Raw genomic sequence first — 25,529 nt, 5'->3', positions numbered from 1 at the left:
AACTTCGCTGCGGCGCGGTTTTCGCGCCGTGCGCTTTCCGGCATGCGACCCGTTCCAGCCTTCGAGCGCCATCCGTGCGATTCGCGGCATCCGCCTTGAGCGAGCGCCGCGAGCGCATGCGCAGCAGCACGACGCGCGGCATGCGCGGCAACGTGATCACACGCCCCGCGCCTGCCTGCCCCGCCCGCATTCCGAAACGCCCATTCTCGACCGACCATGACAGCCAAACTGATCGACGGCACCGCCCTTTCCAAGACCTTGCGCGCCAACGTCGCCACGCGCGCCGCCGCCCTCACCGCCCGTGGACACCAGCCGGGTCTCGCCGTCGTGCTCGTCGGCGACAATCCGGCGAGCGAAGTCTATGTCCGCAACAAGGTGAAAGCGTGCGAGGACAACGGCCTGTTCTCGTCGTATGACCGCTATCCCGCGACGATGACGGAAGCCGATCTGCTTGCGCGCATCGACGCGCTCAACCGCGATCCGAAAATCCACGGCATTCTCGTGCAGCTGCCGCTGCCGAAGCACATCGACAGCCACAAGGTGATCGAGGCGATCGCCCCCGAGAAAGATGTGGACGGCTTTCACGTCGCGAACGCCGGCGCGCTGATGACGGGCAAGCCGCTGTTCCGCCCATGCACACCGTATGGCGTGATGAAGATGTTCGAGGCGTACGGCATCGAACTGAAGGGCGCGAATGCCGTCGTGATCGGCCGCTCGAATATCGTCGGCAAGCCGATGGCGCTGCTGCTGCTCGAAGCGAACGCGACGGTCACGATCTGCCACAGCAAGACGCGCAACATCACCGCGTTCACGCGCGACGCGGATGTCGTCGTGGTCGCGACAGGCCTGCGCAACACGCTGACGGCCGACATGGTGAAGCCGGGCGCAACGGTGATCGACGTCGGCATGAATCGCGACGAGAACGGCAAGCTGTGCGGCGACGTCGACTTCGCGAACGTCAAGGAAGTGGCCGGCCATATCACGCCCGTGCCGGGCGGCGTCGGCCCGATGACGATCACGATGCTGCTCGTCAATACGATCGAAGCGGCCGAGCGCGCCGCAGGCAACACCTGAGCAATCGACTCGACGCGCTTTTGGGCGCGTCATCAATGGCCGCCCGGCTTGTCACGACGAACCGGGCGCGCGTCATCCGCAGATCGCGGACGGACCACGATCATCCAGTCATCAAAGCGGCGGCCAGCGGACCGCGAGGTCGGCCGCACGCATCGGTGGCACTTCGGGCGCGTTCCTACGTTCTTGCTGATGCGCTTCGCTGCGCGCGATGCGCCCGCGGCACCAACTCATCACCGGCCGCTCGATCCAGCGCGACGAGAGCGCCGCCAGCGCAAAAATGAACGGCGCGCTGACGACGATCGATAGCATCGGCGGCATGCGCGGCGCGAGCGCCGCTACGCATTGCTGAACCATAAAGCCGTAGAGATAGATCGCGTACGAGTAGTCGTGACGGGGCACCCAGCCACGCAGCATCGGCGTCACGCTCATCCACAGCAGCCCGTAGACGAACGCGATATAGAACAGCGCCTGCGCGCCCGCTGTGTCGCGAAACACGAGAAACACCAGCAGCAGACCGCACGCGGTCAGACCGCTGAGGTTGATGCGCTCGCGCCATCCATACAGCAGCATGCCGAGAAAGAAAAACGGCTCGGGGAAGAACGCATAACCGCCCGCGTTGCCCGAGAAATCGCGCCAGCCGATCTGCAGATCGGGCAGACGCACACGCACCGTAAACACGGCCGCCGCGATCAATACGGCGATCACGCTGCGCCAGCGCGTCGACAGCAAGCCGAACATGCCCATGAACAACACGAGCACATAGCAATACACCTGCAGCGGCAGCGTCCACAACGGCGCGCAGATGTCGCGCACGAAACGGTTGTGCTCGAACACACCCGGCAATGTCCAGCCGCGCTTCATCACAAGCGTCGAGAAATAGTCGAGGTTTCGCCATGTGGCGCCCGACGTGAAATAGTCGTGCAGCGCGAGCGTCGTGAAAATCGGCCCGACGACGAAGATCGCCACCAGCGACGCGCCGACCACGGCGGGCAGCAAACGCGCGAGCCGCTGCGCGACGAAGCGCGGCACCGAGCGCTGCCGCTCGAAGCTCGCGCTCACCAGCAGCCCGCTCATCAGAAAGAACGCATACACGCCGAGATAGCCCGCGCCGCCGAAGCCGAGCGCCGCCGTGATGCCATCGCCGGCATGCGTCTGCTGGATGACGTACGCATTGCAATAGACGACAGCGCACGCGGCGACCAGTCGAACGAGATCGAAATTGTTCGCGTCGCGCGCAAGTGCGCCCGACAGTGTCTGGGGATGCGGAGTCATCGCGAGGGCCACCTGATGCTGGCGGGCCGGCACGCGGGCGTGAACGGCCACCGAAGGAAACGGAAACCGCGCGCATGCCGTCTGCGTGCGGACGTCTCAACGATGCGCGAGAACGCGCGCCGCGACCGTGCGCTTGCCCACCCTCTCGTTCTGGTACAAATACGTCTGAGCCCGCTACCACTGCGCGTGAGCGGCAGTTCTGATAATTTGTGCTGCAACCGGCTGGAGATTGGCTGATATCTGCTGAAATCAGTTGGAAACGGCGAACGGCGCCCCAATATGGTTCTTGCAAGGCGCCGGACGACCCGCGCGCACGCGCCGCGTGCTGCGCGCGTCATGCGCGCCGCTTACGTTTCAGGCCCGGAAGCGCATCATCCGGGCGTTCATTTACCGCGTCAGACAGGAAGCATCATGTCCACTTCTCAATCGACATCCGACAATCCGCTCCTCGATTTCTCCGATCTGCCGCGCTTTGGCGAGATCCGCCCCGAACATGTGACGCCTGCCCTCGATGTGCTGCTCGCGAATGCGAGCGCCGCAGTCGATCGCGCGGCCGAGCCGTCGACGCCGGCCTCGTGGGCCGACGTCGTCGAACCCGTCGAACGCGCGACGGAGCCGCTGTCGCGCGCCTGGGGTGTGATCGGCCACCTGAACGCCGTCGCCGATACGCCCGAGCTGCGCGCCGTGTATGGCGAGAACCTGCCGCGCGTCACCGAGTTCTGGTCGAGCGTTGGGCAGAATCTCGCGCTGTACGAGAAGTACAAGACCATTGCCGCCGCCGATGATTTCGAATCGCTGACGGGCGAACGCAAGAAGATTCTGAACAACTCGCTGCGTGATTTCAGACTGTCGGGCGCCGAACTGCCTGAAGATCAGAAGCCGCGTTTCGCGGAATTGCAGGAACGCCAGGCCGCACTGTCGAAAGCATTCTCGGATCACGTACTCGATGCAACGAATGCGTATGCGTTCATCGCCGAAAGCAAGGACGAACTGGCGGGCTTGCCCGAAGACGTCATCGAAGCCGCGCGCGAAGCGGCCGAGCGCGAGGGCAAGAGCGGCTGGAAGTTCACGCTGCATTTCCCGTCGTACTTCCCCGTCATGCAGTATTCGGAAAACCGCGCGATGCGCGAGACGATGTACCGCGCCTATGTCACGCGTGCGTCGGAACTCGGGCCGCAATACGGCAAGGGCAATACCGACTGGGACAACACGGGCATCGTCGCTGACGCGCTGAAGCTGCGCGAAGAAGAAGCGCACATGCTCGGATTCAAGAACTTCGCCGAGGTGTCGCTTGCGCCGAAGATGGCCGAGTCGCCTGAACAGGTGATGGCGTTCCTCGAAGACCTCGCGACGCGCGCGCGTCCGCACGCCGAGCACGACTGGAAGGAACTGCGCGAGTTCGCTGCGAGCGAACTGGGTCTCGCCGAACTCCAGCCGTGGGACGTCGCGTTTGCTGCCGAACGCCTGCGTGAGAAGCGCTATTCGTTCTCTGAGAACGAAGTGAAGCAGTATTTCCCGGAAGACACGGTGCTCAAGGGCCTGTTCAAGGTCACGGAGACGCTGTTCGGCGTGAAGATCCGCCGGGACGAAGCCGCGACGTGGCACCCGGACGTGCGCTTCTTCCGCGTCGAGAATCAGGACGGCGGCCTCGTTGCGCAGTTCTATCTCGACCTGTACGCACGCGAGGGCAAGCGTGGCGGCGCGTGGATGGACGACGCCCGCTCGCGCCGCAAGCCCGTCAACGGCGCGGTGCAGACGCCCGTCGCGTATCTGACGTGCAACTTCTCGGCGCCCGTCGGCGGCAAGCCCGCATGCTTCACGCACGATGAAGTGATCACGCTGTTCCATGAATTCGGCCATGGCCTGCATCACATGCTGACGCGTGTCGATGAGCTTGGCGTGTCGGGCATCAACGGCGTCGAATGGGATGCCGTCGAACTGCCGTCGCAGTTCATGGAAAACTTCTGCTGGGAGTGGGACGTGCTGAGCGACATGACGTCGCACGTCGATACGGCCAAGCCGCTGCCGCGCGACCTGTTCGACAAGATGCTCGCCGCGAAGAACTTCCAGAGCGGTCTGGGCACGCTGCGGCAGATCGTGTTCTCGATGTTCGACATGAAGCTGCACGTCGACTTCGACACGTCGGGCGCAAAGAGTGCGAATGACCTGGCGCGTGAGATCAACGAACGCTTCCACGTGATTCCGCAAGCGTCGTTCTCGCGCTGGCCGAATACGTTCAGCCACATTTTCGCGGGCGGCTACGCGGCGGGCTACTACAGCTACAAGTGGGCCGAAGTGCTGTCCGCCGATGCTTACGCCGCGTTCGAAGAAGCCGCGCAAGCGGGCAAGGGCAGCGTGCTCGATGCGGCAACGGGTACGCGCTACCGCAAGGAGATTCTCGAAGTGGGCGGCAGCCGTCCCGCGATGGAATCGTTCAAGGCGTTCCGCGGCCGCGAGCCGAATATTGACGCGCTGTTGCGGCATAACGGCATGGCGCCGGATGCGGTGCCGGGTGCGGCGCATTGAGGGTTTTGATGCGGTGGAGCGCGGGTATGTATGGCATTTGGTTTGCCGCTCCGCGGTGTATGCAGAGCTAACTTAAAGGGCGGGTTCGGGTTGCCGGGCCCGCTTTTTTTGTGGCTCTTTCGATGGCATCCGCGATTTGTTAGCGCGCTTTACGCGTCGCCGTTCGGTGTGTTTGCCTTTGCGGTGGCATCCGCGATTCGTTAGCGTGCTTCAGGCGTCGCCGTTCGGTGTGGCTGCCTTTGCGGTGGCATCCGCGATTCGTTAGCGTGCTTCAGGCGTCGCCGTTCGGTGTGGCTGCCTTTGCGGTGGCATCCGCGATTCGTTAGCGTGCTTCAGGCGTCGCCGTTCGGTGTGGCTGCCTTTGCGGTGGCATCCGCGATTCGTTAGCGTGCTTCAGGCGTCGCCCCTGTGCGGGGCGGCACCTACTTTTCTTTGCCGCCGCAAAGAAAAGTAGGCAAAAGAAAGCGGCTCACACCGCCAACATTTCTTCCCGCCTGAGGGACCCCAACCGGTCCCTTACTTCACGCGGCAACTTCTCGATTCAAGACCGTTGCCAGCGCTCTTGCTGTGCGCATCACCCGCTTCGCGCGCCCGCGTTTCAGCGTGCCGTGCCAGATAGTCCACCGCCGCCCAGGTGGCAAACTGTATGTAGGCCGTAGTACCTCACGCGCCTCACTTCGGACCGATAGCGCACACGTCCCACCCTGTAAGAGCGCCAAGCTATACGACGCGACAACCTACACACAGTTTGCCACCGGGGCGGCACATACTATTCGCTGCCGCTTGCCCATGTACGGGTATTCGAAGCGGGTGAGGCGTTCATTCAAAGCGTTGGCAACGCACGCAAACAGAAAAGCTGCCGCGCGAAGCATAAGACCGGTTGGGGTCCCTCAGGCAAACACAAGGGCTGGCGGTGTGAGCCGCTTTCTTTTGCCTACTTTTCTTTGCGGCGGCAAAGAAAAGTAGGTGCCGCCCCGCACAGGGGCGACGCGTGAACAGCAAACACCGTAGCGCGGATGCCAGCGCAATCACCAGCAAACCAAACCGCATGTGCAACAACCACCGTAACCCGGATGCCAGCGCAAACGCAAGAAAACCAAATCCTCCATGAACCCCATTCACCCGCGATGCAGTTTGAAGTCCACTTCCGTAGGCCGCCCGTCCAGCGACAACACCGCGCGTGCCGCCGGAGCGCGGCTCACCACTTTCCCTCGGCTCACAACCGCCAGCCGCGCCGCGCGCAAACGTATCGCCTCGACAGCATCGCGCGCGTCAAGCACGACGAGATTCGCATCGCATCCCGGCTCAACTCCATAACGCTCGAGCCCAAGAATACGCGCCGCATTCCCCGTGACGGCATCAAAACACGCATGCATCGCATCGATACCCGTCATCTGCGCGACATGCAGACCCATGTGCGCGACTTCGAGCATGTCGCCGGAGCCAAGGCTATACCACGGGTCCATCACGCAATCGTGACCAAACGCGACGTTGATGCCGGCCGCCAGCATCTCCGGCACGCGTGTCATGCCACGCCGCTTCGGATAGGTATCTGAACGCCCTTGCAGCGTGATGTTAATCAGCGGATTCGCGATGGCCGCCACACCTGACTCACACATCAGCGGCAGCAGCTTGCTGACATAGTAGTTGTCCATCGAATGCATCGACGTCAGATGCGAACCCGTCACGCGCCCATGCAACCCGAGCCGATGCGTCTGCGCCGCAAGCGTTTCGATGTGCCGCGACAGCGGATCGTCCGATTCGTCGCAATGCATGTCGACCCGCAAGCCTTTCTCTGCCGCGAACTCGCATAGAAGCCGCACCGACTCCGCGCCGTCCGCCATCGTCCGTTCGAAATGCGGAATGCCGCCGACCACGTCGACACCCATCGCAATCGCACGCTTGAGGTTGTCGAACGCACCCGCACTGCGCAGCAGCCCGTCTTGCGGAAACGCGACCAGTTGCAGGTCCATGTAAGGCGCGACGCGGCGCTTCACTTCGAGCAGTGCTTCGACAGCCAGCAGGCGCTCGTCGCACACATCGACATGCGTGCGGATGGCGAGCAGACCACGCGCGACAGCCCAGTCGCAATACTGCAGCGCGCGCTCGACGAGCGCTTCCTGCGTCAGATGCGGCTTCAGCTCGCCCCACAGCGCGATGCCTTCGAGCAAGGTGCCCGACGCGTTCACGCGCGGCAAGCCATACGACAGCGTCGCGTCCATGTGGAAATGCGCGTCGATGAATGGCGGCGTGACGAGCGCGCCTTGTGCATCGATCTCTTCACGTGTACTGGCAGCCAGGTTCGGCTCGACGGCGACGATGCGCCCGCCTTCGATGCCTATATCGACGGGGCCATTCTGTTTCGGGGCACTGCGTGGCAACACGGCATTGCGGATGATCAGATCCATGGGCGGCTCCTTTGCATGACTACGATTCTATCGGCGGAAGGAATGCATGGGGAGCATCCCGATGGCATAGGACAAAAGACCGTACCGTACTGGCTGGCCGTGCGCGATCCGTACCGCTCGCCGCTACAACCCGCAGCCTATACTCAACCGCATCGGCACCACAGACACGGAAGCGGAATGAAAACGATAGGCGTGATCGGCGGGATGAGTTGGGAATCGTCGGCCGAGTATTACCGGCTGCTGAACCGCTATGCGAAGGCGCGTCTCGGCGGCCATCACAATGCGCGCAGCCTGATGGTGACCGTCGACTTCGCGCCCGTCGAAGCCAACCAGCGCGCGGGCGACTGGCACGCGCTCGGCGTGCAGATGGCGGATGCCGCGCGACAACTGGAGCGCGGTGGCGCCGACATCGTGCTGCTCGCGACGAACACCATGCATCGCGTGCATGAAGCCATTGAAGCGTCAATCGCGGTGCCCTTTCTGCATATCGCCGATCCAACGGGCGAAGCGCTGCGCGCAGCGGGCATCGAGCGAGTCGGCTTGCTGGGCACGCGCTATACGATGGAGCAGACCTTCTACGCGGGACGCCTGCGCGAGCGCTTCGGCCTCGATACGCTGATCCCCGATCACGAAGGCTGCGCGCACGTCCATCGGATCATCTACGACGAGTTGTGTCATGGGATCATCGAGCCGTCATCGCGAGCGATCTATCAAAACGTGATCGAAGACCTGAAGGCGCGCGGCGCGCAGGCCGTCATTCTCGGCTGCACCGAGATCACGCTGCTGATCAGGCAAGAAGACTCCGCTCTGCCTGTGTTCGATACGACTGCGCTGCATGCGCAAAAGGCTGTCGACTGGGCGATCGAAGCCGATCGTGGTTGAGATGAAAGACGAGATGAAACACTACGCCACCAGCACGTAGCAGAAGAAGATGAAAAAACTTCGATCAAATGTTTGACGCATGACGAAGGTGTCCGTACAATTCGCCTCTCTGACGCGGGGTGGAGCAGTCTGGCAGCTCGTCGGGCTCATAACCCGAAGGTCACAGGTTCAAATCCTGTCCCCGCAACCAGTTTCAAAGGCATCGTGTCCTGCTCCACACGGCCTCAAGCAGTACAAGCAGTGTTACGCATTCAAAGCCCGCATCGCCCAAAGCGTTGCGGGCTTTTGCGTTTTTGCCTATGCATGTTGCCGTACTGAGCGGCGCTGCCCGATCGCGGTAAGATTCCATCCAGCACCTGATACAACGAGAACGAGCGATGAAATTAGCCACGTGGAATGTGAACTCCCTGAAGGTTCGTCAGCAGCATGTGATCGACTGGCTCGAACTCAGCCAGACCGACGTGCTGTGTCTTCAGGAACTGAAACTGCCCGACGAAAAATTTCCGCGCGCCGAGCTCGAGGAAAAGGGTTATCGCAGCTGGTTCGCCGGTCAGAAGACGTATAACGGCGTCGGCATTCTCGTGCGCGACGGCATGAGCGTCGACGAAGCCAGCGTCATGCGCAACATACCCGGCTTCGAGGACCCGCAGCAGCGCGTGATCGCGGCCACCATCGAAGGCGTGCGCGTGATCTGCGCCTACTTCCCGAACGGCCAGGCGCCCGGCACCGACAAGTTCGCCTACAAGCTGCGCTGGCTCGACGCGCTGCACGACTGGATCGCCAGTGAACTCGCGCAGCATCCAAAGCTCGCGCTGCTCGGCGACTACAACATCGCGCCCGAAGACCGCGACGTGCATGATCCGAAGGCGTGGGAAGGACAGAACCTCGTGTCGCCGGAAGAGCGCGCGCAGTTCAACCGCCTCGTCGAACTGGGTCTCGTCGATTCGTTCCGGCTCTTCGAGCAGCCTGAGAAGACCTTCACGTGGTGGGATTACCGGATGCTCGCGTTCCGCCGCAACGCGGGCTTGCGCATCGACCATATCCTGCTGTCGAAGCCGCTTGCCGCAAGCTGCACGCATTGCGACGTCGACAAGACGCCACGCAAGTGGGATCAGCCTTCGGATCACGCGCCCGTCGTCGCGCTCACCGAGTAACTCGCCGCCTCAGCACAAGCGCGTTCGCAAAAGAAGAAGCGGCTCGATGGCGCACCGCGCCGTCGAGCCGCTTTATTTTGCCGCGTGCAAACGCGGCACCACTCGCATCACGCCCAAAGGCGTCAGCGCTTACGGTTCGAGATTCAGCTCCTGAATCTTGCGCGTGATCGTATTGCGCCCGATACCCAGCCGCTCGGCCGCTTCGACCTTGCGCCCGCGCGTGAAGTCGAGCGCTTCGCGGATCACGGCCGCTTCGAAACGGCGCGACAGCTCGTCCATTACATCAGCGGCATTCTCGCGCAGGAGCTTCGCGACTTCCGTACGCAGCCCACTTTCCCACGCGGCAACAGGCGACGGAATCACCACGCCGCCGGCCGCAACGGGTACACCCGCGCTCGGCGCCACGCCGTTTGTGACGCCACCGTTGCCCACTGCGCCGTCGATCGGCAGCGATCCCGCGGACGTTGCGAATTCCGCCCCGGCCTGCTGCGTCGATACGAGATCGGGCGGCAGGTCCTTGATCTCGATCGTCTGTGCAGGCGCCATCACGGTCAGCCAGTTCGCAAGGTTTTCTAGCTGGCGCACGTTGCCCGGAAACGGCAGCGACGTCATATACGCAAGCGCCTCTTCCGACACGCGCTTCGGCTCGACGCCGAGATCGCGCGCACTCTTCTGCAGGAAGTGGCGCGTCAGCAGCGGAATGTCCTCGCTACGTTCACGCAGCGCCGGCAAGCGCAGACGGATCACGTTCAAGCGGTGATACAAGTCCTCGCGAAACAGCCCTTGCCGCACTCGCGATTCGAGATTCTGGTGCGTCGCGGCGATCACGCGCACATTCGCCCGCAGCGGATTATGTCCGCCGACGCGATAGAACTGCCCATCCGACAGCACGCGCAACAGTCGCGTCTGCAAGTCGAATGGCATATCGCCGATTTCATCGAGAAACAGCGTGCCGTTCTCAGCCTGCTCAAAGCGGCCCTGGCGCATCGCCTGCGCGCCCGTGAACGCACCGCGCTCATGGCCAAACAGTTCGGATTCCAGCAGATCTTTCGGAATCGCCGCCGTGTTCAGTGCGATGAACGGACCGTTCGCGCGTGGGCTATGTCGGTGCAAGGCGCGGGCTACAAGTTCCTTACCGGTGCCTGATTCGCCCGTAATGAGCACGGTCGCGGCCGAATGCGACAGGCGGCCGATTGCGCGGAACATGTCCTGCATCGCGGGCGCCTGACCGAGCATCTCGGGCGCTTCGGCAACACGGTCGTCCCATGTCTGCTCGCCGCGCATGCTTTCGTCGACGGCGCGGCGAATCAGTTCGACGGCCTTGTCGACGTCGAACGGCTTGGCGAGGTATTCGAACGCGCCGCCCTGAAACGCGGCCACGGCGCTATCGAGATCCGAGAACGCCGTCATGATGATGACGGGCAAGCCGGGCACGCGGTCGCGCACGGTCTGCAGCAGTTCGAGCCCGGAGCCGCCAGGCATCCTGATATCGGAGACGAGCACCTGCGGGCTGTCGTGTTCCAGTGCGCCCGCGGCTTCGCGCACATTCGCGAAGCTGCGCGTCGCGAAGTTCTCGCGTGCGAGTGCTTTTTCGAGCACCCAACGGATCGATTGATCGTCGTCTACTATCCAGATCGGCTTCATATAGGTCCGTCAGAAGTCTTGTCTTGCGTGTGGTGTAACCAGTCGAGCATCAGCTGTCGAGCGGCAGCAGAATCTGAAACTCGGTGTGACCCGGACGGCTCTCCACTTCGATCATCCCTTCGTGCTGTTGCACGAAAGTCTGCGCGAGCGTCAGGCCAAGACCGCTGCCGTCTTCCCTGCCCGATACGAGCGGATAGAAGATGCGGTCGCGTATGTCTTCGGGAATGCCGGGCCCGTTATCGACGATATGCAAGTCCAGTGCCAGCTTGCAAAGACGTTTCGCGATCGTCACCTTGCGCGCCACGCGGGTACGCAACTCGATCCGTGCATCGCCTTGCGAGATGCGTTCGCGCAGTGCTTCAGCCGCATTGCGCACGATGTTCAGCAGCGCCTGGATCAGTTGCTCCTTGTCGCCGCGCAGATCGGGCACGCTGACGTCGTAGTCGCGCTCGATCGTGAGACCGCGCGGAAACTCCGCGAGAATCACCGCGCGCACGCGCTCGCATACTTCATGAATATTCACGTCACCGACGATATGCGGATGACGATGCGGTTCGAGCAAGCGGTCGACGAGCGTTTGCAGCCGGTCCGATTCCTTGATGACGACCTGCGTGTACTCGCGCAGCTCGTCCCGCTCGCGCGCGCCAAGTTCGAATTCGAGCAGTTGCGCCGCGCCGCGAATACCGCCGAGCGGGTTCTTGATCTCATGCGCGAGATTGCGGATCAGCTGCTTGTTGACGGCCGTCAGATCGTGAATGCGCTCTTCGCGGTCGGACCTTAGATGACGCTCGTTCTCGAACAGCTCGAGCAGCACGTAGTCCTGCGCGCTCTCCAGGAAGCCGACGATCGCATGCACATGCAGCGGCTCGTGGCCGGCGCGTTCGAGCACGGCATCCAGATGGGTCGCGTGAAAACGGTGAGCGGCGATCGCGGCGATGGTCGCCGTCAGTTCTTCGCCGTTCGTGAAGATGTCGGGCCAGGCCATTTGCGTAAGCTGCCGGCGCGACATTTCGAGCATCGACTCGGCCGACGGATTCGCGAACGCGACACGCAGCGTCCGCTTGTCGAGCACGAGCAGAACGGTGGGCAGCGCCTCGAAGCCCGGCAGCAAACCGGATTCGACGAGTTGCGCATCATCCGACAATGCGTCGGTGTGCCCTTTTCTGGCCTTGATCAGGTTCTTCAATACCATCTTGCAGTCGGGTCTCGATAGCCTTGCATGGGACGGAAGCCAGCGCCAAAGCGCGAACCTCCGTCGACAGGAGATGGTGAGGCGGGCTTCATCGCACGCGGTTCAAATCAGCAACAACACGCTGCAGCAGCCGTTCCGCAACAAAAACGTCACAGCTTTCGATCCAACGAAAAAGGGACGGCGCCGCCGTCCCTTCGTGACCGATCGCAGCGTCGGGGCGTACGCTTCGCCGCATCTCGCGAACGAAGCGCAGCGCCACCTACAGCGATTACAGCGAGTAGTACAGTTCGAACTCGACCGGGTGCGTCGTCATGCGCACGCGTTGCAGCTCGCTTTCCTTCAGTTCCAGGTAAGCGTCGATCATGCCGTCGGTGAACACGCCACCGCGCGTCAGGAACTCACGGTCTGCGTCGAGTGCTTCCAGCGCCTGATCGAGGCCGGCACACACGGTCGGGATCTTTGCATCCTCTTCCGGCGGCAGGTCGTACAGGTTCTTGTCAGCAGCTTCGCCCGGATGGATCTTGTTCTGCACGCCGTCCAGACCTGCCATCATCAGTGCCGAGAAGCACAGGTACGGGTTCGCGAGCGGATCCGGGAAGCGCGTTTCGATACGGCGGCCCTTCGGGTTTGCAACGTGCGGAATACGGATCGATGCCGAACGGTTGCGTGCCGAGTAAGCCAGCTTCACAGGCGCTTCGAAGTGCGGCACGAGACGCTTGTACGAGTTCGTACCCGGGTTCGTGATCGCGTTCAGCGCGCGAGCGTGCTTGATGATGCCGCCGATGTAGAACAGCGCGAATTCCGACAGGCCAGCGTAGCCGTTGCCCGCGAACATGTTCTGGCCGTCCTTCCAGATCGACTGGTGAACGTGCATGCCCGAACCGTTGTCGCCGACGATAGGCTTCGGCATGAACGTCGCCGTCTTGCCGTACGTGTGCGCGACGTTGTGAACGATGTACTTCAGCTGTTGCGTCCAGTCAGCGCGTTGAACCAGCGTCGAGAACTTCGTGCCGATTTCGTTCTGGCCTTGGCCTGCCACTTCGTGGTGGTGAACTTCAACGGGGATGCCGATCTGTTCGAGCAGCAGACACATTTCCGAGCGGATGTCCTGGAACGTGTCGACGGGGGCGACCGGGAAGTAGCCGCCCTTCGTGCCCGGACGGTGACCCGTGTTGCCGCCTTCGAATTCTTTGCCCGACGACCACGGTGCTTCTTCCGAGCCGATCTTGACGAAGCAGCCCGACTGGTCGGCGCTCCACTGGACCGAGTCGAAAATGAAGAATTCGGGTTCCGGACCGAAGAAGGCCGTGTCGCCCAGACCCGTGCTCTTCAGGTACGCTTCGGCGCGCTTTGCGAGCGAGCGCGGATCGCGTTCGTAGCCCTTGCCGTCAGCCGGTTCGACGACGTCGCAGGTCAGCACGAGGGTCGACTCTTCGTAGAACGGGTCGATGAAGGCGGTGTCGGCGTCCGGCACGAGCAGCATGTCCGACGCTTCGATGCCCTTCCAGCCAGCAATCGAGGAACCGTCAAACGCATGGCCGCTTTCAAACTTGTCTTCGTCGAATGCCGACACCGGCACCGAAACGTGTTGCTCCTTGCCGCGCGTGTCGGTGAAACGGAAGTCGACAAACTTGACGTCCTCGTCCTTGACGAGTTGGATGACGTCGGCCACGGATTTACTCATAACCAATCTCCTGATTAACGAATTCGGCGGGTTCAGCCGCCGCCCAATCTAGCTGACCAGCCTCGATGCGTCCACCCCTCGATACCGACGGACAGGGAAATATGATGCTGGCATCGGGCCAATCTGATCGGCACCAATAAAGCAGCTTCTGTGCCATGTTTGTGTTCCGTGTGCGCCACGTCGTTACAGCCCCAATGCCGACGCGCCTTCGCAGGGAATTTGCAGACACCGTTTGCGGGAATCGACCGAGGCAACGCGATGCATCCGCACCACTATCGTGCATGCTCCTAGTCTGCGTCCGCTTAACATTCCGTTTTGGTGCATGACGGTCATTTTGCACCATAACCGGGCGCGTCCGCCTGTCTTCGAATTTCGCGCTGTGCGTGGTGGCGCGGCGTGCGCAGCTTCGACAGCTTGCTAGAATGTTTTTTTGGCCCCAAGGAGATTTGCTGTCATGAGTACGCTCGAACAGTTGTACAGCCAGGCTGAAAAGCGCCGTGTCGACAACCAGCTCCCATACGCGGGCGCCGTCACGCCTGCCGAGGCATTCGAGCTTCTGCAACTCGATCCGCGCACCCGTCTCGTCGATGTGCGCACGCGCGCCGAACTGGACTGGGTCGGCCGCCCGGTCGTCGGCGACGGCCAGTATGCGCATGTCGAATGGACACGCTATCCGGGCGGCGTGCCGAATGCCGAATTCATCGATCAGCTGCGTCAGGTCGCGACGCCCGACACGCCCGTGCTGCTCCTGTGCCGCAGCGCGGCGCGCTCGAAGCTGGCGGCCATCGCGGCGACGCAGGCCGGCTTCACGAAGGCGCTGGATCTGCTGGAAGGCTTCGAAGGCGACAAGGATGGCCAGGGGCATCGGAAGACGGTGTCGGGCTGGTGTTTCCGCGGACTGCCGTGGATTGGCGCTTGACGGATCTCACGCAGACATAAGAAGCGCAACCGTCGCTTCTTCCGCACACGGCGCATGTTGAACACCGTGCGCCGTTTTCTTTTGCGATCGTCCGCGCGCGATGTGACATGCGGATGATGTTCGTAGGACGGGGACGCGTTGCACGCCCCTCTCTGCCGTGCTCAGTTACGCGACTGCGCGTGCGCTGCCACTTCCGGCTCGACGATATCGCCACCGAGCAGATGCACACCTTCGCGCAGCTTCACGAACGCTGCCGCGACGGCTTCAGGCTCGCCCTTCACGCCCAGATCGATATGCTTGCGCGCATAGATGCCCCCGCGCTCCGCATCGCCCACGCTCGGCAGGCTGAATACGCGCACGCCCGGAAAGTCATGCTCGATCTTTTCCATCAGCGGCGTCAGCGTCGACTCGGGCAACTCGAAGACGAGCAGAGACTTTTCCGCATGCGGCGTCGAATGATGCAGATGCTGGTACTTCGTATCCAGCACCCATTCGATCATCGGCCAGGCCATCACCGGAAAGCCCGGCACGAAATGATGATCGCCGACAGAAAAACCAGGAATCTTGTTGTACCCGTTCGGAATGATCGACGCGCCGCGCGGATACGTGCCCATGTTCAGACGATGCAGGTTGTCCGGCGAGTTGAAATCGACGGGCGCGGACGAACTGGCGGGATGCGTGTCGCGGATACGCTCCTGGATCAGCGCCTTTGCCTCGGGATGCAATTCGAGCGGCACGGAGAGCGCGGCGGCGGCGCATTGGCGCGTGTGATCGTCGGGCGTTGCGCCGATGCCGCCCGTCGAGAACACGATATCGCCCGACGCGAACGTGCGCCGCAAGGTCGCCGTGATGCGCTCCGGATCGTCGCCGATATATTCGGCCCACGACAGCGACAGGCCGCGGGCGCTCAGAAGCTGGATGACTTTCGGCAGATGCTTGTCGACGCGTCTGCCGGACAGGATTTCATCGCCGATGATGATGACGCCAAATGCCATTGAAGCCTCTTGTATCAGTAGGAGACAGGCGCTGTGCCGCGCGCGCCATGGGGACCGTGGTGACCGTTCCCGCCATGCTCGCCGGCGCGCATCCGCTGCAGCGCGCGCAGGCAGTAGTAGCCGAACCACAGCGCCGTGAATACGAGGATAAAAGCATAGATCCAGATGGTCACGGCAGTCATCACAGGGAACAGCACGATCAGCCACACGGACGACGCCCAGATCAACGTGGGCAGCGAGCCGAGCAGCCCGCTCGCGACGCCGATCAGCAGCAGCGGCAGGCGATGCTGGCGCACCAGCGCACGCCGCTCTTCGCTGCTGGCGTGCAACGACAGCGCGTCGTACGTCATCACGCGGTAAGTGAGCCAGCCCCACAGCAGCGGCGGGATCAGCGCGAAGAACGGCGGAATCAGCCACAGCGGCAGCGTGATCACGAGCACCAGCAGGCACACGAGCGTCGTCCATATGGAATGCACGAGGCTGCCGGCGAACGTGCCGCCGTGCCGCATTTCCAGCGCGGCGAACTGCCGCTTCGACAGATGCTTGATCACGGCGGGCATCGACAGCGTCGCGATCAGCAAGAGCACAGTGACGACGATCAGCGGAATCGCGACGGCAATCACAATGAAAGGCGCCACGGCCGCATGCAGCGACGAAAAACCCAGCCAATCGAATAGCCCGTAGAGCGTCGTCGTGAGCGGCCAGCTTTCGAGCCAGTTACGCGTCGCACCGATCAGGGTCTGCCAGGAGAACCACAGTGCCACGCCCCAGACGATCGTGGCTGCCGCGAACGGCATGAACGTCAGCCACAGCATGCGTGGATGCAACACGGAAGAAAGCGCGCGCCCGAACGAGCGCAAGAGATCATTCATGCGTAGTCGATGACTTGATGGGTATGCAGGAAAAGGAAGGAAACGTGGACAGGATAAACCACGTCGGGTGTCAGCGTCGAAAGTGAAAGCGGACACTGACGGGTGAACGTGCAAGCGAGTATGCGAGCGTTGCTTCGCGGCCGGTGATCGTCAGAAACGCGCGCCCGGCCGAAAGTTGCATCGAAAGTGAAACGACAACGACAACGCGCTTACGCCGCGCCCCGCTGCTTCTTGCCGGCGATGCGCTGCCCAATGCGCACGAACGCCAGCCAGTGCTGCGCCCAGAAACCCTCACCGTAATGACGGCCGCTGAGTTGGTCGCGAATGCCCGTCGGCTCCATTTCGCGGCTCCACGACGCGCTGCCGAACAGCATGTCCCACCACGGGAAAAGCACGCCGAAATTGCAGCCGTACTTGAGACCTTCGTGACCATAGCCGATGGCGTGATGACGGCGATGGAAGGTCGGACTGACGAGCAGGCGCTCGCCGAGCCAGCCGAAATGCAGACGGATGTTCGCGTGCTGCACGCTCTGCGCGAGATTCGTAATCGCGACGAGCACGACGAACTGCGACGGCGGCACGCCGATGAACAGCGCGATCACGGCGAAGAAACACGCCTGCAGCAGATCGTCGAGCAGATGGTTGCGGTCGTCGGCCCACAGCGACATCTGCTGCTGGCTGTGATGCACCGCGTGCAACTCCCACCAGACGCCGATCCTGTGCTGCCCGCGGTGATACCAGTAGCCCGCGAAATCGAGCACCAGCAGATACATGACGAACGTGACGAAAGGCTGCGTCGTGACGCCCGGCCACAGATTGTCGAGTTCGATATTCGCGATGCCCTGCAGGCGCAGCCAGCCCTGCACCGAATCGAAAAACGGCTGCAGCGCGAAGAAGAAAAACAGATTGAGAATGCCGAGCTTCGCGATCCACGTGTAGAGCACGTCGACACGCACCGCCTTGCGGTCCTTCCACTGCTCGACGGGCCGCAACGCTTCGAGCGGACGCAGCAGCGCGTACATGGCGAGCACTTCCAGCACGCCGACGATCACCCAGTACAGGCTGTCGTACGTGTCCTCGTCGTAGTCCATCAGGTTGAAATGGAACAGCAGCGGCTGCACGACGTCGACGTACAGCAGCGTCTGGACGGAAGAAACGAAGCTATCGAGACTGGAGGCGATCAGGTGGAACATGGTGCTCTTTATGCGTCGCGGTTCTGCTTCACTGCGCGGCTTCCTGGTGTGGCTTCACTGCGCGGATCAAGGCGCAATTCACGGCGCGCCGGCGAGGCGCGCCATCTGCGTTATCAGGCCCCGTTCGGCGCGGTGACGGGCGCGCGGTTGAAGAAATAGATGCCGTGCGGCGAACGGCCGACGGCGATCGTCTGGATCAGCTTGTGCGTGGTCAGGTCGATGACGCCGACATGCTTCGCAAAACGGAACGTTACCCACAGATACCGTTTGTCGGCGGAAAGTTCCATGTCGTCCGGTCCCGGCATCAGTCCCGTGATGTCGCCGACGTTGGTGAGCGTGTCCTCGTCGAGGATGCTGATCGTGCTGGCCACACGGTTCGACACAGCCACATGCTTGCCGTCCGCGAGCGAGCGGAAGTTGTGCGCGCCCTTGCCCGTCGTGATCGTCTTCACGATCTTCTGGTTGCGCCAGTCGACGACGGCGACATAGTCCGCACCCGTCATGCCGATCAACAGGTATTTCTCGCCCGGCGTCATCCACAGGCCGGCCGGCACCTTGCCGACTTTCATCTTCCACTTGACCGTCTGCGTGGCGAGATCGACGGCGGCGAGTTCACCCGACACCTGCAGCGTGACGAACACCGTCTTGCTGTCGTTCGTGAACGCCATGTGGCTCGGCATCACGGCGAGCGGCAGGCGGCTCGCGAGCGTCATGTTGTGGCCATCGTAGTGATAGATGTCGAGACGGTCGAGGCGCAGGCCTGTCGTCACGAGCCACTTGCGATCCGGCGAGAAACCGATCTGATACGGGTCTTCGATGTTCTCGACCCAGCGCTGCGGCTTACCCGTTTTCGGATCGACGAACATCAGATTGTTCGACACCGAATTCGCGACGATCAGCGACGAATTGTCCGGCGTCGGCATCAGGTGATGCGGTTCCTTGCCGGTCGGCACCGTGTCGATCACCTGACGTGTCGCCTCGTCGATCAGGCTCAGCGTGGCTTCGCCGGAATTGAGCACGATCACGTTGTTGGCGAGAACTGGCGGGGAAAAAAAGCTTGCTGCCGCGACGAGCGCCGCGCCTGCCGCAAACGTGCTGGTCAGGCCGGGAAGGGAAAATTTGCGCATGAAAACTCACATCAGGGGGTAATCGCCATTGTAGAACGTTTGCGTGACTCTTCGGTTGACCTCGATCGGGGAAAAGGCAGACGTTGCGGCGCGGTGCCGCAGGGTGTGCGCAAGGCGTTGCGAGCGGCTGCGCCCACTGTCCAGACCGCACGATTTTTTGTACCGAATCGATACGATTATGGCATTTGCGAATCAGACGGCACTAAATGACCCCATTATCAATCGAGATTATTCGGTGATTATCCAGCGCACAATTCCACTATTTAAGAGCGAAATTTCCGAACGTTATTAATTAAGAATTACCTCATATCGAATCAAACTCCGCGCCTTAAGAATTCGTGAACGCAACACCCGCTTCAACGTTTGCCAGCATGTGGAACCGCGCCGGCCAGCGCTGACTCAATCAGTCCGCGCCGCGACAAACATCTTTCCCAATGACGAAAGCGGGTTTTGCCAGTTTCGATGCTTTGTCTTGTCCGGCGTTTCCGAGTATTTGCTGTCCAGTCTTACCGGAGTTTGAGGCATGAAAATAATGAATAAGATGGCGCAAGAATCAACTGCAATCCGTCGCGCGATGTTGAACGGCCGCAATGCACCGCGTTCGACACGCACTTCAACCATCGCGCTGTTCGCGTTTGCGAGTTTCTTGTGGCTGTCCGCGACGGTTGACGCCAATGCGGCCGTCACGATGGGCAACGGCGCAAGCACCGTGGACGCCACTGGCGTGGCGCTTGGCGACACGTCGTTTGCCGGCGTGGATGCGACGGCCGTCGGCGACACGTCGACGGCGAGCGTCAACAACGCCACGGCTATCGGCGCGCATTCGCGTGCGATGGCAACATCGGCCACCTCGCTGGGCGACACCGCGCAGGCAAACGCCGCCCGGTCGCTCGCGCTGGGCGCCAATTCGATGGCGACATTCAGCAACAGCGTGGCGCTCGGTTTCGGCTCTGTGACGCTGTACGGCGCGCAAACGGGCTACACCGCGTTCGGGCTGGACGCGCTGCAGACCTCTGTTGGCGAGGTCAACGTCGGCAATCGCACGATCAGCGGCGTGGCGGCGGGCCGCGTCGACCAGGACGCCGTGAACGTCGCGCAATTGAAGGCGGTGGCGAGCAGAATCGATGGCGCCGTGATGTACAACCGCAATCCCGACGGCTCGATCAATCACGACAGCATCACGTTGCAAGGCGATCCGGCGAACGGCGGCACGCGGATTAGCAACGTCGCCGACGCCGTCGACACGCACGACGCCGTGAACCTCGGTCAGTTGTCCGCGATGCTCGGCAATGCCGTCGGCAACATCACCGTCAACACGTCGAATCCGATGTTCAGCGCGGAGGGCTCGCCCGCCACCGAACCGGCGCAGGCAAGCGGTGCGCACACGATCGCAGCGGGCGCGAATGCGCAGGCGAGCGGCACCAATGCGGTCGCGCTGGGCGCCAGCTCGAACGCAAGCGCGGATAATTCGGTGGCGCTCGGTCAGGGCTCGGTCGCAGATCGCGCGAACACGGTCTCCGTCGGCGCGTCGGGACAGGAACGGCAGATCACGAACGTCGCGGCGGGCGTTCAGGGCACGGATGCCGTCAACGTGAACCAGCTGAATCAGGGTGTGAGCGGCGCGGTCGGCCAGGCGAAAGCCTATACCGACGACCAGGTCCGATCGGCGCGTAAAGACGGCTATGGCGGCGCGGCGGCGGCGATCGCGATGGCGGGCCTGCCGCAAGCCGTACTGCCGGGGCGCGGGATGGTCGCGATGGCGGCCGGCACGTATGGCGGCCAGTCGGCGATGGCGCTCGGCGTGTCGAAACTCTCGGACACGGGCAAATGGGCTTACAAGCTGCAGGGTACGGCGAGCACGCGTGGCGAACTGGGCGGGTCCATCGGGGCCGGCATGCACTGGTAACGCACTGCGCGACTCGCGCACAGCAGCGAAAAAATCACAGGGTGTGAGTTACGCGTGCGACGCGCCGAGCGCGCGGCGTCTCACCGCATCTGCGGATTGCGATGTATTGCTGATAGCGGCAAAACCGGGCGCGCCCGACGAAGCGCGCCCGAATCGGTCACCGCTGCATCGACTCCCACACCTTGTAGAGACGCTTGACGGAAACAGGCATCGGCGTGCGCAGTTCCTGCGCGAATAGCGACACACGCAGTTCCTCCAGCAGCCAGCGGAACTCGGCAAGCCGGGCATCCGGCACGCCGCCGCGCTGCGCGAGCGCTCGCTGGTAGTTCTGCGCGAGCGGCTGAAGCTCGGCGAACTGGCGCGCGTCGCGTGCCGAATCCGCTTTCAGTTTGTCGATGCGCAGCGCGATGCCCTTCAGATAGCGCGGGAAATGCGTCAACTGAGCGTACGGCGTATCGACGATAAAGCGTTTGCCGATCAGCGCGTCCAACTGGTTCTGCATGTCGGCAAAAGCAGCGGCGAACGGCTTCGCCTGCGCGAGTTTCTTCACGACGGCCGAATACTCGCCAAGAATCTGTCCGCCGAGCCGGGCAATCTCTTGCGCGAGCAACGTCAGCCGGCTGCGGCCTTCGTCCTTGCGCGCGTGGAAGCTCGCGTCGTCATCGGGCAGCGGGTCTTGGAGGCACGCGCGGTCGAGCGCCGTGTCGATCAGTTGATCGCGCAGTTCTTCCTGCGTTCCGCGCGGCATGAACTGCATCGCCATTTCGCGCAGGCCCGGCAGGTTCTTTTCGAGGTATTTGATCGGCTCGCGCAACTGCAGCGCGAACAACCGCCGCAAGCCCGCGCGATGGATGCGCGCGGCCTCATCCGGCGAATCGAACACTTCGACGTCGCAATGCGTGCCGCGATCGACAAGTGCCGGATAGCCGAACAGCGTATGTCCGCCGCGCCGGATTTCGAGAAGCTCGGGGAGCTTGCCGAAGTTCCACGTCGTCAGGTTTTCGTAGAGGGCGGTCGCGGGAGCAGTCGCCGCTTCGCCTGCAGCGGGCGTATGCGGCGCGGCTGAAGCGCCACGCGCGCCGCCACTACCACCACTCGCGCCACGCGCTACGCCGCCAGCCGCCCCGCGCGCACCCGCATCGCTACCGCCCGAGCCTGCATTCGCGAGTGCGGCACCCGCCGCGCTCGACGCAATTTTCTGAAACTGCTGCTGCGCCTGACCGCCCAACTCCGCCCTCAGTTGCGCGAGGTTACGGCCCATCGCGAGTTGCCGGCCGTGCTCATCGATCACCTTGAAGTTCATGAACAGGTGCGGCGCGAGCGTTTCGAGCTTGTAGTCCGACTGCTTCGTCGCGACCTGCGTCTGTTCACGGACATCGGCGATCACCGTCTCGAGCAGTCCGCCCGCGCCGAATTTAGGTCCACTATGCCGCTCGACGAACCCCGCCGCGTACTCCGGCAACGGCACGACGTGACGGCGCAGCTTCTGCGGCAACGACTTGAGCAGCAGTTGCGTCTTTTCCTTCAGCATGCCGGGCACGAGCCACTCGACGCGCCGCGCATCCACCTGATTCAGCGCGTACAGCGGCACGGCGAGCGTCACGCCATCGCGCGGCGAGCCCGGCTCGAAGTGATAGGTCAGCGTCATGTCGACGCCCGCCATCGTCATCCGCTTCGGGAACAGGTCGGTCGTGACGCCGGCCGCCTCGTGACGCATCAGATCGTCGCGCGACAGATACAGCAGACGCAGCTTGTCTTCCTGCTGCCCGCTCTTCTTCACTTCATCGCGATACCAGCGCTCGAACGCAGCGCCCGTATGGATACCGTTCGGCACGGCCTGATCGTAGAACGCGTAGATCAGTTCGTCATCGACCAGCACATCCTGACGGCGCGACTTGTGCTCAAGCTGTTCGATATCGGCGAGCAGCTTGCGGTTGTGCGCGAAGAACGCGAGCTTCGTGTCGAACTCGCCTTCAACCAGCGCGCCGCGGATGAACAGTTCGCGCGCGCGCGCCGGGTCCTGTTTGCCGAAACTCACGCGCCGCCGGTGATACACAGGCAAGCCGTACAGCATCGCGCGCTCGAACGCCGACACCTGCGCCGCGCGCTTTTCCCAGTGCGGCTCGGAGAGCGACTTCTTCAACAGATGCGCGCCGACGCGCTCGATCCACTCCGGCTCGATCTTCGCGATGCAGCGCGCGTACAGCCGGCTCGTCTCGACGAGCTCCGCCGCTATCACCCACTTGCCCGCCTTCTTCACGAGCGCCGAGCCGGGCCACAGATAAAACTTGATGCTGCGCGCGCCGAGATAGTACGGCTCGTCGTCGGCCTTCAGACCGATATTGCCGAGCAGGCCCGTCAGGAGCGCGAGGTGAATCTGCTCGAAGGTCGCTTCGCTTTCGTTCACGCGCCACCCGTGCTCGCGCACCACCGTCAGCAGTTGCGAATGCACGTCGCGCCATTCGCGCAGACGCAGATGCGACAGGAAATTCTGCTTGCACGCGTCGGTTAGCTGCCGGTTCGATTTCTTATGCGTGACAGCCTCTTCGAACCACGCCCAGATTTTCAGCCATTGCAGAAACTCCGAGCGCTCGTCGGCGAACTTGCGGTGCGCCTGGTCGGCCTGCTCCTGCGCGTCGATGGGACGGTCGCGCGGGTCCTGCACGGACAGTGCGCTCGCGATGATCAGCACTTCGCGCAGCGCTTGCTGATCGCGCGCGCCGAGAATCATCCGGCCGACGCGCGGATCGAGCGGCAGACGCGCGAGTTCGCGGCCGAGCGGCGTCAGCGCGTTGTCGTCGTCGACGGCGCCGAGTTCGTTCAGCAGTTGATAACCGTCCGCGATCGCGCGGCCTGGCGGCGGCTCGATGAACGGGAAGGTTTCGATCGCCGTCAGATGCAGCGACTTCATCCGCAGAATGACGGACGCAAGCGACGACCGCAGAATCTCCGGGTCCGTGAAGCGCACGCGCCCCTGGAAATCGGTTTCCTCGTAGAGACGAATGCAGATGCCATCGGCGACGCGGCCGCAACGCCCTGCCCGCTGGTTCGCCGCCGCCTGCGAAATCGACTCGACCTGCAACTGCTCGACCTTGTTGCGGTACGAGTAGCGCTTCACGCGCGCGAGGCCCGTGTCGACCACATAGCGGATACCCGGCACCGTCAGCGAGGTTTCGGCGACGTTGGTCGCGAGCACGATGCGCCGCGCGTTCGACGGACGGAACACGCGTTCCTGTTCAGCCGCCGACAGCCGCGCGAACAGCGGCAAAATCTCCGTGTGCGGCGGATGATGCTTGCGCAGCGCTTCCGCCGCGTCGCGAATCTCGCGCTCGCCGGGCAGGAACACCAGCACGTCGCCGGGGCCCTCGCGGCATAGCTCGTCGGCGGCTTCGACGATCGCGTCCATCAGATCGCGGTCGGTTTCCCGCTGTGTTTTCGGGCGATCGCCACGCTCCCGGCCCGCATTGCCTTCCGCAGATTTAACGGCAGGCGAATCTTCCGCGACGGGACGATAGCGGACCTCGACGGGATACAGACGCCCGCTCACCTCGATCACGGGCGCGGGTTTTTCTTCGGAGCCGAAATGACGCGCGAAGCGATCCGCATCGATGGTCGCCGACGTCACGATCAACTTCAGATCGGGGCGCTTCGGCAGAATCTCTTTCAGATAGCCGAGCAGAAAATCGATGTTCAGGCTGCGCTCGTGCGCTTCGTCGATGATCAGCGTGTCGTATGCCTTCAGCAGCGGGTCGGTCTGCGTTTCCGCGAGCAGAATGCCGTCCGTCATCAGCTTGACGGACGCACCCGGCGCGAGGTTGTCGGTGAAACGCACCTTGTAGCCGACCACTTCGCCGAACGGCGTGCCGAGTTCCTCGGCGATGCGCCGGCCCGTCGCCGATGCCGCGATCCGGCGCGGCTGCGTGTGACCGATCAGGCCGCTGCCGCCCGCGCCGAGCCCGCGTCCGAGCGCGAGACAGATTTTCGGCAACTGTGTCGTCTTGCCCGAGCCCGTCTCGCCGCTGACGATCACGACCTGGTGGCCCGCAATCGCGCGCGCGATTTCCTCGCGTCGGCCCGAGACGGGCAGCGCCTCGGGGAACGTGATGGGCGGAATGGGATTCGGCTCGACGACGCGCGCGGGCTTGCGCGGCTCGCGCGGCGTGTTGCGCTGATTTTCTCCGCCCGGCTCCCGCGGCGTGTTGCGCTGATTTTCTCCGCCCGGCTCCCGCGGCGCATTGCGCTGCTTCTCGGCGCCCGGCTCGCTGCCGGCGCGTGGGTTGCGTTGCGGTCTGCCTTGCGAGTCGAGCGGAGGGTTGCCCTGAGCACGCTGCGATTGCTGTCGGCCGGCGCCGCCTGCCTGATCCGGTCCCCGCTTGCCCTGCTGGTCTCGCGGCCGGTTCGGCGTGCCACTGCGCTGCTCGCGCGCACCGCTTTTCGCCGCGTTCGCGCCTTGCTGTTTGTTCGCGTCGCCGTGCGCCGAAGCGCCCGAACGCGGCGCATTCGCAACATTCACGGAAACGTCACGACGCGATGCGTCGCCGCGCGCGTCACGCGTCGCGTCCTGATGGCCGCGCGGCGCGGGGCTCGCAGCGTCTTTCGCGGCAGCGTCAGCCGCGCTTTTCGTATCGGCTCCAGCGGAGCTTTTGGGTACATTCGACATGGGGGCGCATTATAATCCGGG

17 protein-coding genes and 1 tRNA gene are annotated in these 25,529 nt (G+C 63.0%); 7 read left to right on the top strand and 11 right to left on the bottom strand.

The annotated features are described in order from the left end of the window. The first annotated feature begins 216 nt into the window (after nucleotides 1-216). Complete coding sequence (gene folD / locus C2L65_RS05570; protein ID WP_042314646.1) at nucleotides 217-1,074, top strand: bifunctional methylenetetrahydrofolate dehydrogenase/methenyltetrahydrofolate cyclohydrolase FolD; 858 nt, start codon at nucleotides 217-219, stop codon at nucleotides 1,072-1,074. Between the two features lie 111 nt (nucleotides 1,075-1,185). On the opposite strand, the gene C2L65_RS05565 is transcribed toward folD, so the two are convergent. Further along, the gene (locus tag C2L65_RS05565; RefSeq protein ID WP_042314645.1) at nucleotides 1,186-2,346 is read right to left on the bottom strand and encodes an acyltransferase family protein; all 1,161 of its coding nucleotides are present in this window, start codon (nucleotides 2,344-2,346) and stop codon (nucleotides 1,186-1,188) included. Between the two features lie 411 nt (nucleotides 2,347-2,757). Between C2L65_RS05565 and C2L65_RS05560 the strand changes: the two genes are divergently transcribed. Beyond that, nucleotides 2,758-4,872: a M3 family metallopeptidase gene (locus C2L65_RS05560; RefSeq protein WP_042314652.1), complete on the top strand. Its 2,115-nt coding sequence runs from the start codon at nucleotides 2,758-2,760 to the stop codon at nucleotides 4,870-4,872. 1,118 nt (nucleotides 4,873-5,990) lie between these two features. On the opposite strand, the gene C2L65_RS05555 is transcribed toward C2L65_RS05560, so the two are convergent. Continuing rightward, nucleotides 5,991-7,280 carry an amidohydrolase family protein gene (locus C2L65_RS05555; protein ID WP_042314642.1) on the bottom strand — a complete coding sequence of 430 codons (1,290 nt, stop codon included), beginning with the start codon at nucleotides 7,278-7,280 and terminating at the stop codon, nucleotides 5,991-5,993. 177 nt (nucleotides 7,281-7,457) lie between these two features. Between C2L65_RS05555 and C2L65_RS05550 the strand changes: the two genes are divergently transcribed. From C2L65_RS05550 to xth, 3 genes are all read left to right on the top strand, one after another. Beyond that, on the top strand, nucleotides 7,458-8,162 hold the full coding sequence (locus tag C2L65_RS05550; protein WP_042314641.1) for an aspartate/glutamate racemase family protein: 705 nt from the start codon (nucleotides 7,458-7,460) through the stop codon (nucleotides 8,160-8,162). Nucleotides 8,163-8,275: 113 nt separating this feature from the next. Next, nucleotides 8,276-8,352: transfer RNA gene (locus C2L65_RS05545), tRNA-Met, on the top strand. Between the two features lie 187 nt (nucleotides 8,353-8,539). Then, nucleotides 8,540-9,316 carry an exodeoxyribonuclease III gene (gene xth, locus C2L65_RS05540; RefSeq protein ID WP_042314640.1) on the top strand — a complete coding sequence of 259 codons (777 nt, stop codon included), beginning with the start codon at nucleotides 8,540-8,542 and terminating at the stop codon, nucleotides 9,314-9,316. 129 nt (nucleotides 9,317-9,445) lie between these two features. On the opposite strand, the gene ntrC is transcribed toward xth, so the two are convergent. From ntrC to C2L65_RS45385, 4 genes are all read right to left on the bottom strand, one after another. After that, a complete protein-coding gene (ntrC, locus tag C2L65_RS05535) occupies nucleotides 9,446-10,960 on the bottom strand; it encodes a nitrogen regulation protein NR(I) (RefSeq protein WP_042314639.1) in 1,515 nt (504 codons plus the stop codon). Nucleotides 10,961-11,009: 49 nt separating this feature from the next. Beyond that, a complete protein-coding gene (gene glnL, locus C2L65_RS05530; protein WP_007584029.1) occupies nucleotides 11,010-12,152 on the bottom strand; it encodes a nitrogen regulation protein NR(II) in 1,143 nt (380 codons plus the stop codon). Nucleotides 12,153-12,420: 268 nt separating this feature from the next. After that, entirely contained in the window at nucleotides 12,421-13,836 is a 1,416-nt protein-coding gene (gene glnA / locus C2L65_RS05525; RefSeq protein ID WP_042314638.1) for a type I glutamate--ammonia ligase, read from the bottom strand. Then, on the bottom strand, nucleotides 13,829-13,993 hold the full coding sequence (locus C2L65_RS45385; RefSeq protein WP_156132393.1) for a hypothetical protein: 165 nt from the start codon (nucleotides 13,991-13,993) through the stop codon (nucleotides 13,829-13,831). Before C2L65_RS45385 ends, glnA begins: the two co-directional genes overlap by 8 nt. A 297-nt stretch (nucleotides 13,994-14,290) precedes the next feature. Here C2L65_RS45385 and C2L65_RS05520 point away from each other — a divergent pair, with 297 nt between their 5' ends. After that, entirely contained in the window at nucleotides 14,291-14,755 is a 465-nt protein-coding gene (locus C2L65_RS05520) for a rhodanese-like domain-containing protein (RefSeq protein ID WP_035990574.1), read from the top strand. 161 nt (nucleotides 14,756-14,916) lie between these two features. Here the strand turns inward: C2L65_RS05520 and C2L65_RS05515 are convergent, their stop codons facing one another. The 4 genes from C2L65_RS05515 to C2L65_RS05500 all read right to left on the bottom strand — a co-directional run bounded on the left by C2L65_RS05515 (nucleotide 14,917) and on the right by C2L65_RS05500 (nucleotide 18,942). After that, nucleotides 14,917-15,750 carry a competence/damage-inducible protein A gene (locus C2L65_RS05515; protein WP_042314637.1) on the bottom strand — a complete coding sequence of 278 codons (834 nt, stop codon included), beginning with the start codon at nucleotides 15,748-15,750 and terminating at the stop codon, nucleotides 14,917-14,919. Between the two features lie 14 nt (nucleotides 15,751-15,764). Beyond that, complete coding sequence (locus tag C2L65_RS05510; RefSeq protein WP_042314636.1) at nucleotides 15,765-16,622, bottom strand: EI24 domain-containing protein; 858 nt, start codon at nucleotides 16,620-16,622, stop codon at nucleotides 15,765-15,767. Between the two features lie 209 nt (nucleotides 16,623-16,831). Continuing rightward, nucleotides 16,832-17,815 (bottom strand): sterol desaturase family protein, encoded by a 984-nt coding sequence (locus C2L65_RS05505; protein ID WP_042314635.1) that lies wholly within the window; start codon nucleotides 17,813-17,815, stop codon nucleotides 16,832-16,834. A 113-nt stretch (nucleotides 17,816-17,928) separates the two neighbouring features. Next, the gene (locus tag C2L65_RS05500) at nucleotides 17,929-18,942 is read right to left on the bottom strand and encodes a YVTN family beta-propeller repeat protein (protein ID WP_042314634.1); all 1,014 of its coding nucleotides are present in this window, start codon (nucleotides 18,940-18,942) and stop codon (nucleotides 17,929-17,931) included. A 523-nt stretch (nucleotides 18,943-19,465) separates the two neighbouring features. Between C2L65_RS05500 and C2L65_RS05495 the strand changes: the two genes are divergently transcribed. Then, nucleotides 19,466-20,848: a YadA family autotransporter adhesin gene (locus C2L65_RS05495; RefSeq protein ID WP_042314633.1), complete on the top strand. Its 1,383-nt coding sequence runs from the start codon at nucleotides 19,466-19,468 to the stop codon at nucleotides 20,846-20,848. Nucleotides 20,849-21,005: 157 nt separating this feature from the next. Here C2L65_RS05495 and hrpA read toward each other — a convergent pair whose 3' ends face one another. Beyond that, nucleotides 21,006-25,508: an ATP-dependent RNA helicase HrpA gene (gene hrpA, locus C2L65_RS05490; protein WP_042314632.1), complete on the bottom strand. Its 4,503-nt coding sequence runs from the start codon at nucleotides 25,506-25,508 to the stop codon at nucleotides 21,006-21,008. Nucleotides 25,509-25,529 lie beyond the last annotated feature (21 nt).

Source organism: Paraburkholderia terrae (assembly GCF_002902925.1).
Taxonomy (GTDB): domain Bacteria; phylum Pseudomonadota; class Gammaproteobacteria; order Burkholderiales; family Burkholderiaceae; genus Paraburkholderia; species Paraburkholderia terrae.
This window is presented reverse-complemented; position numbering and strand designations above follow the sequence as displayed.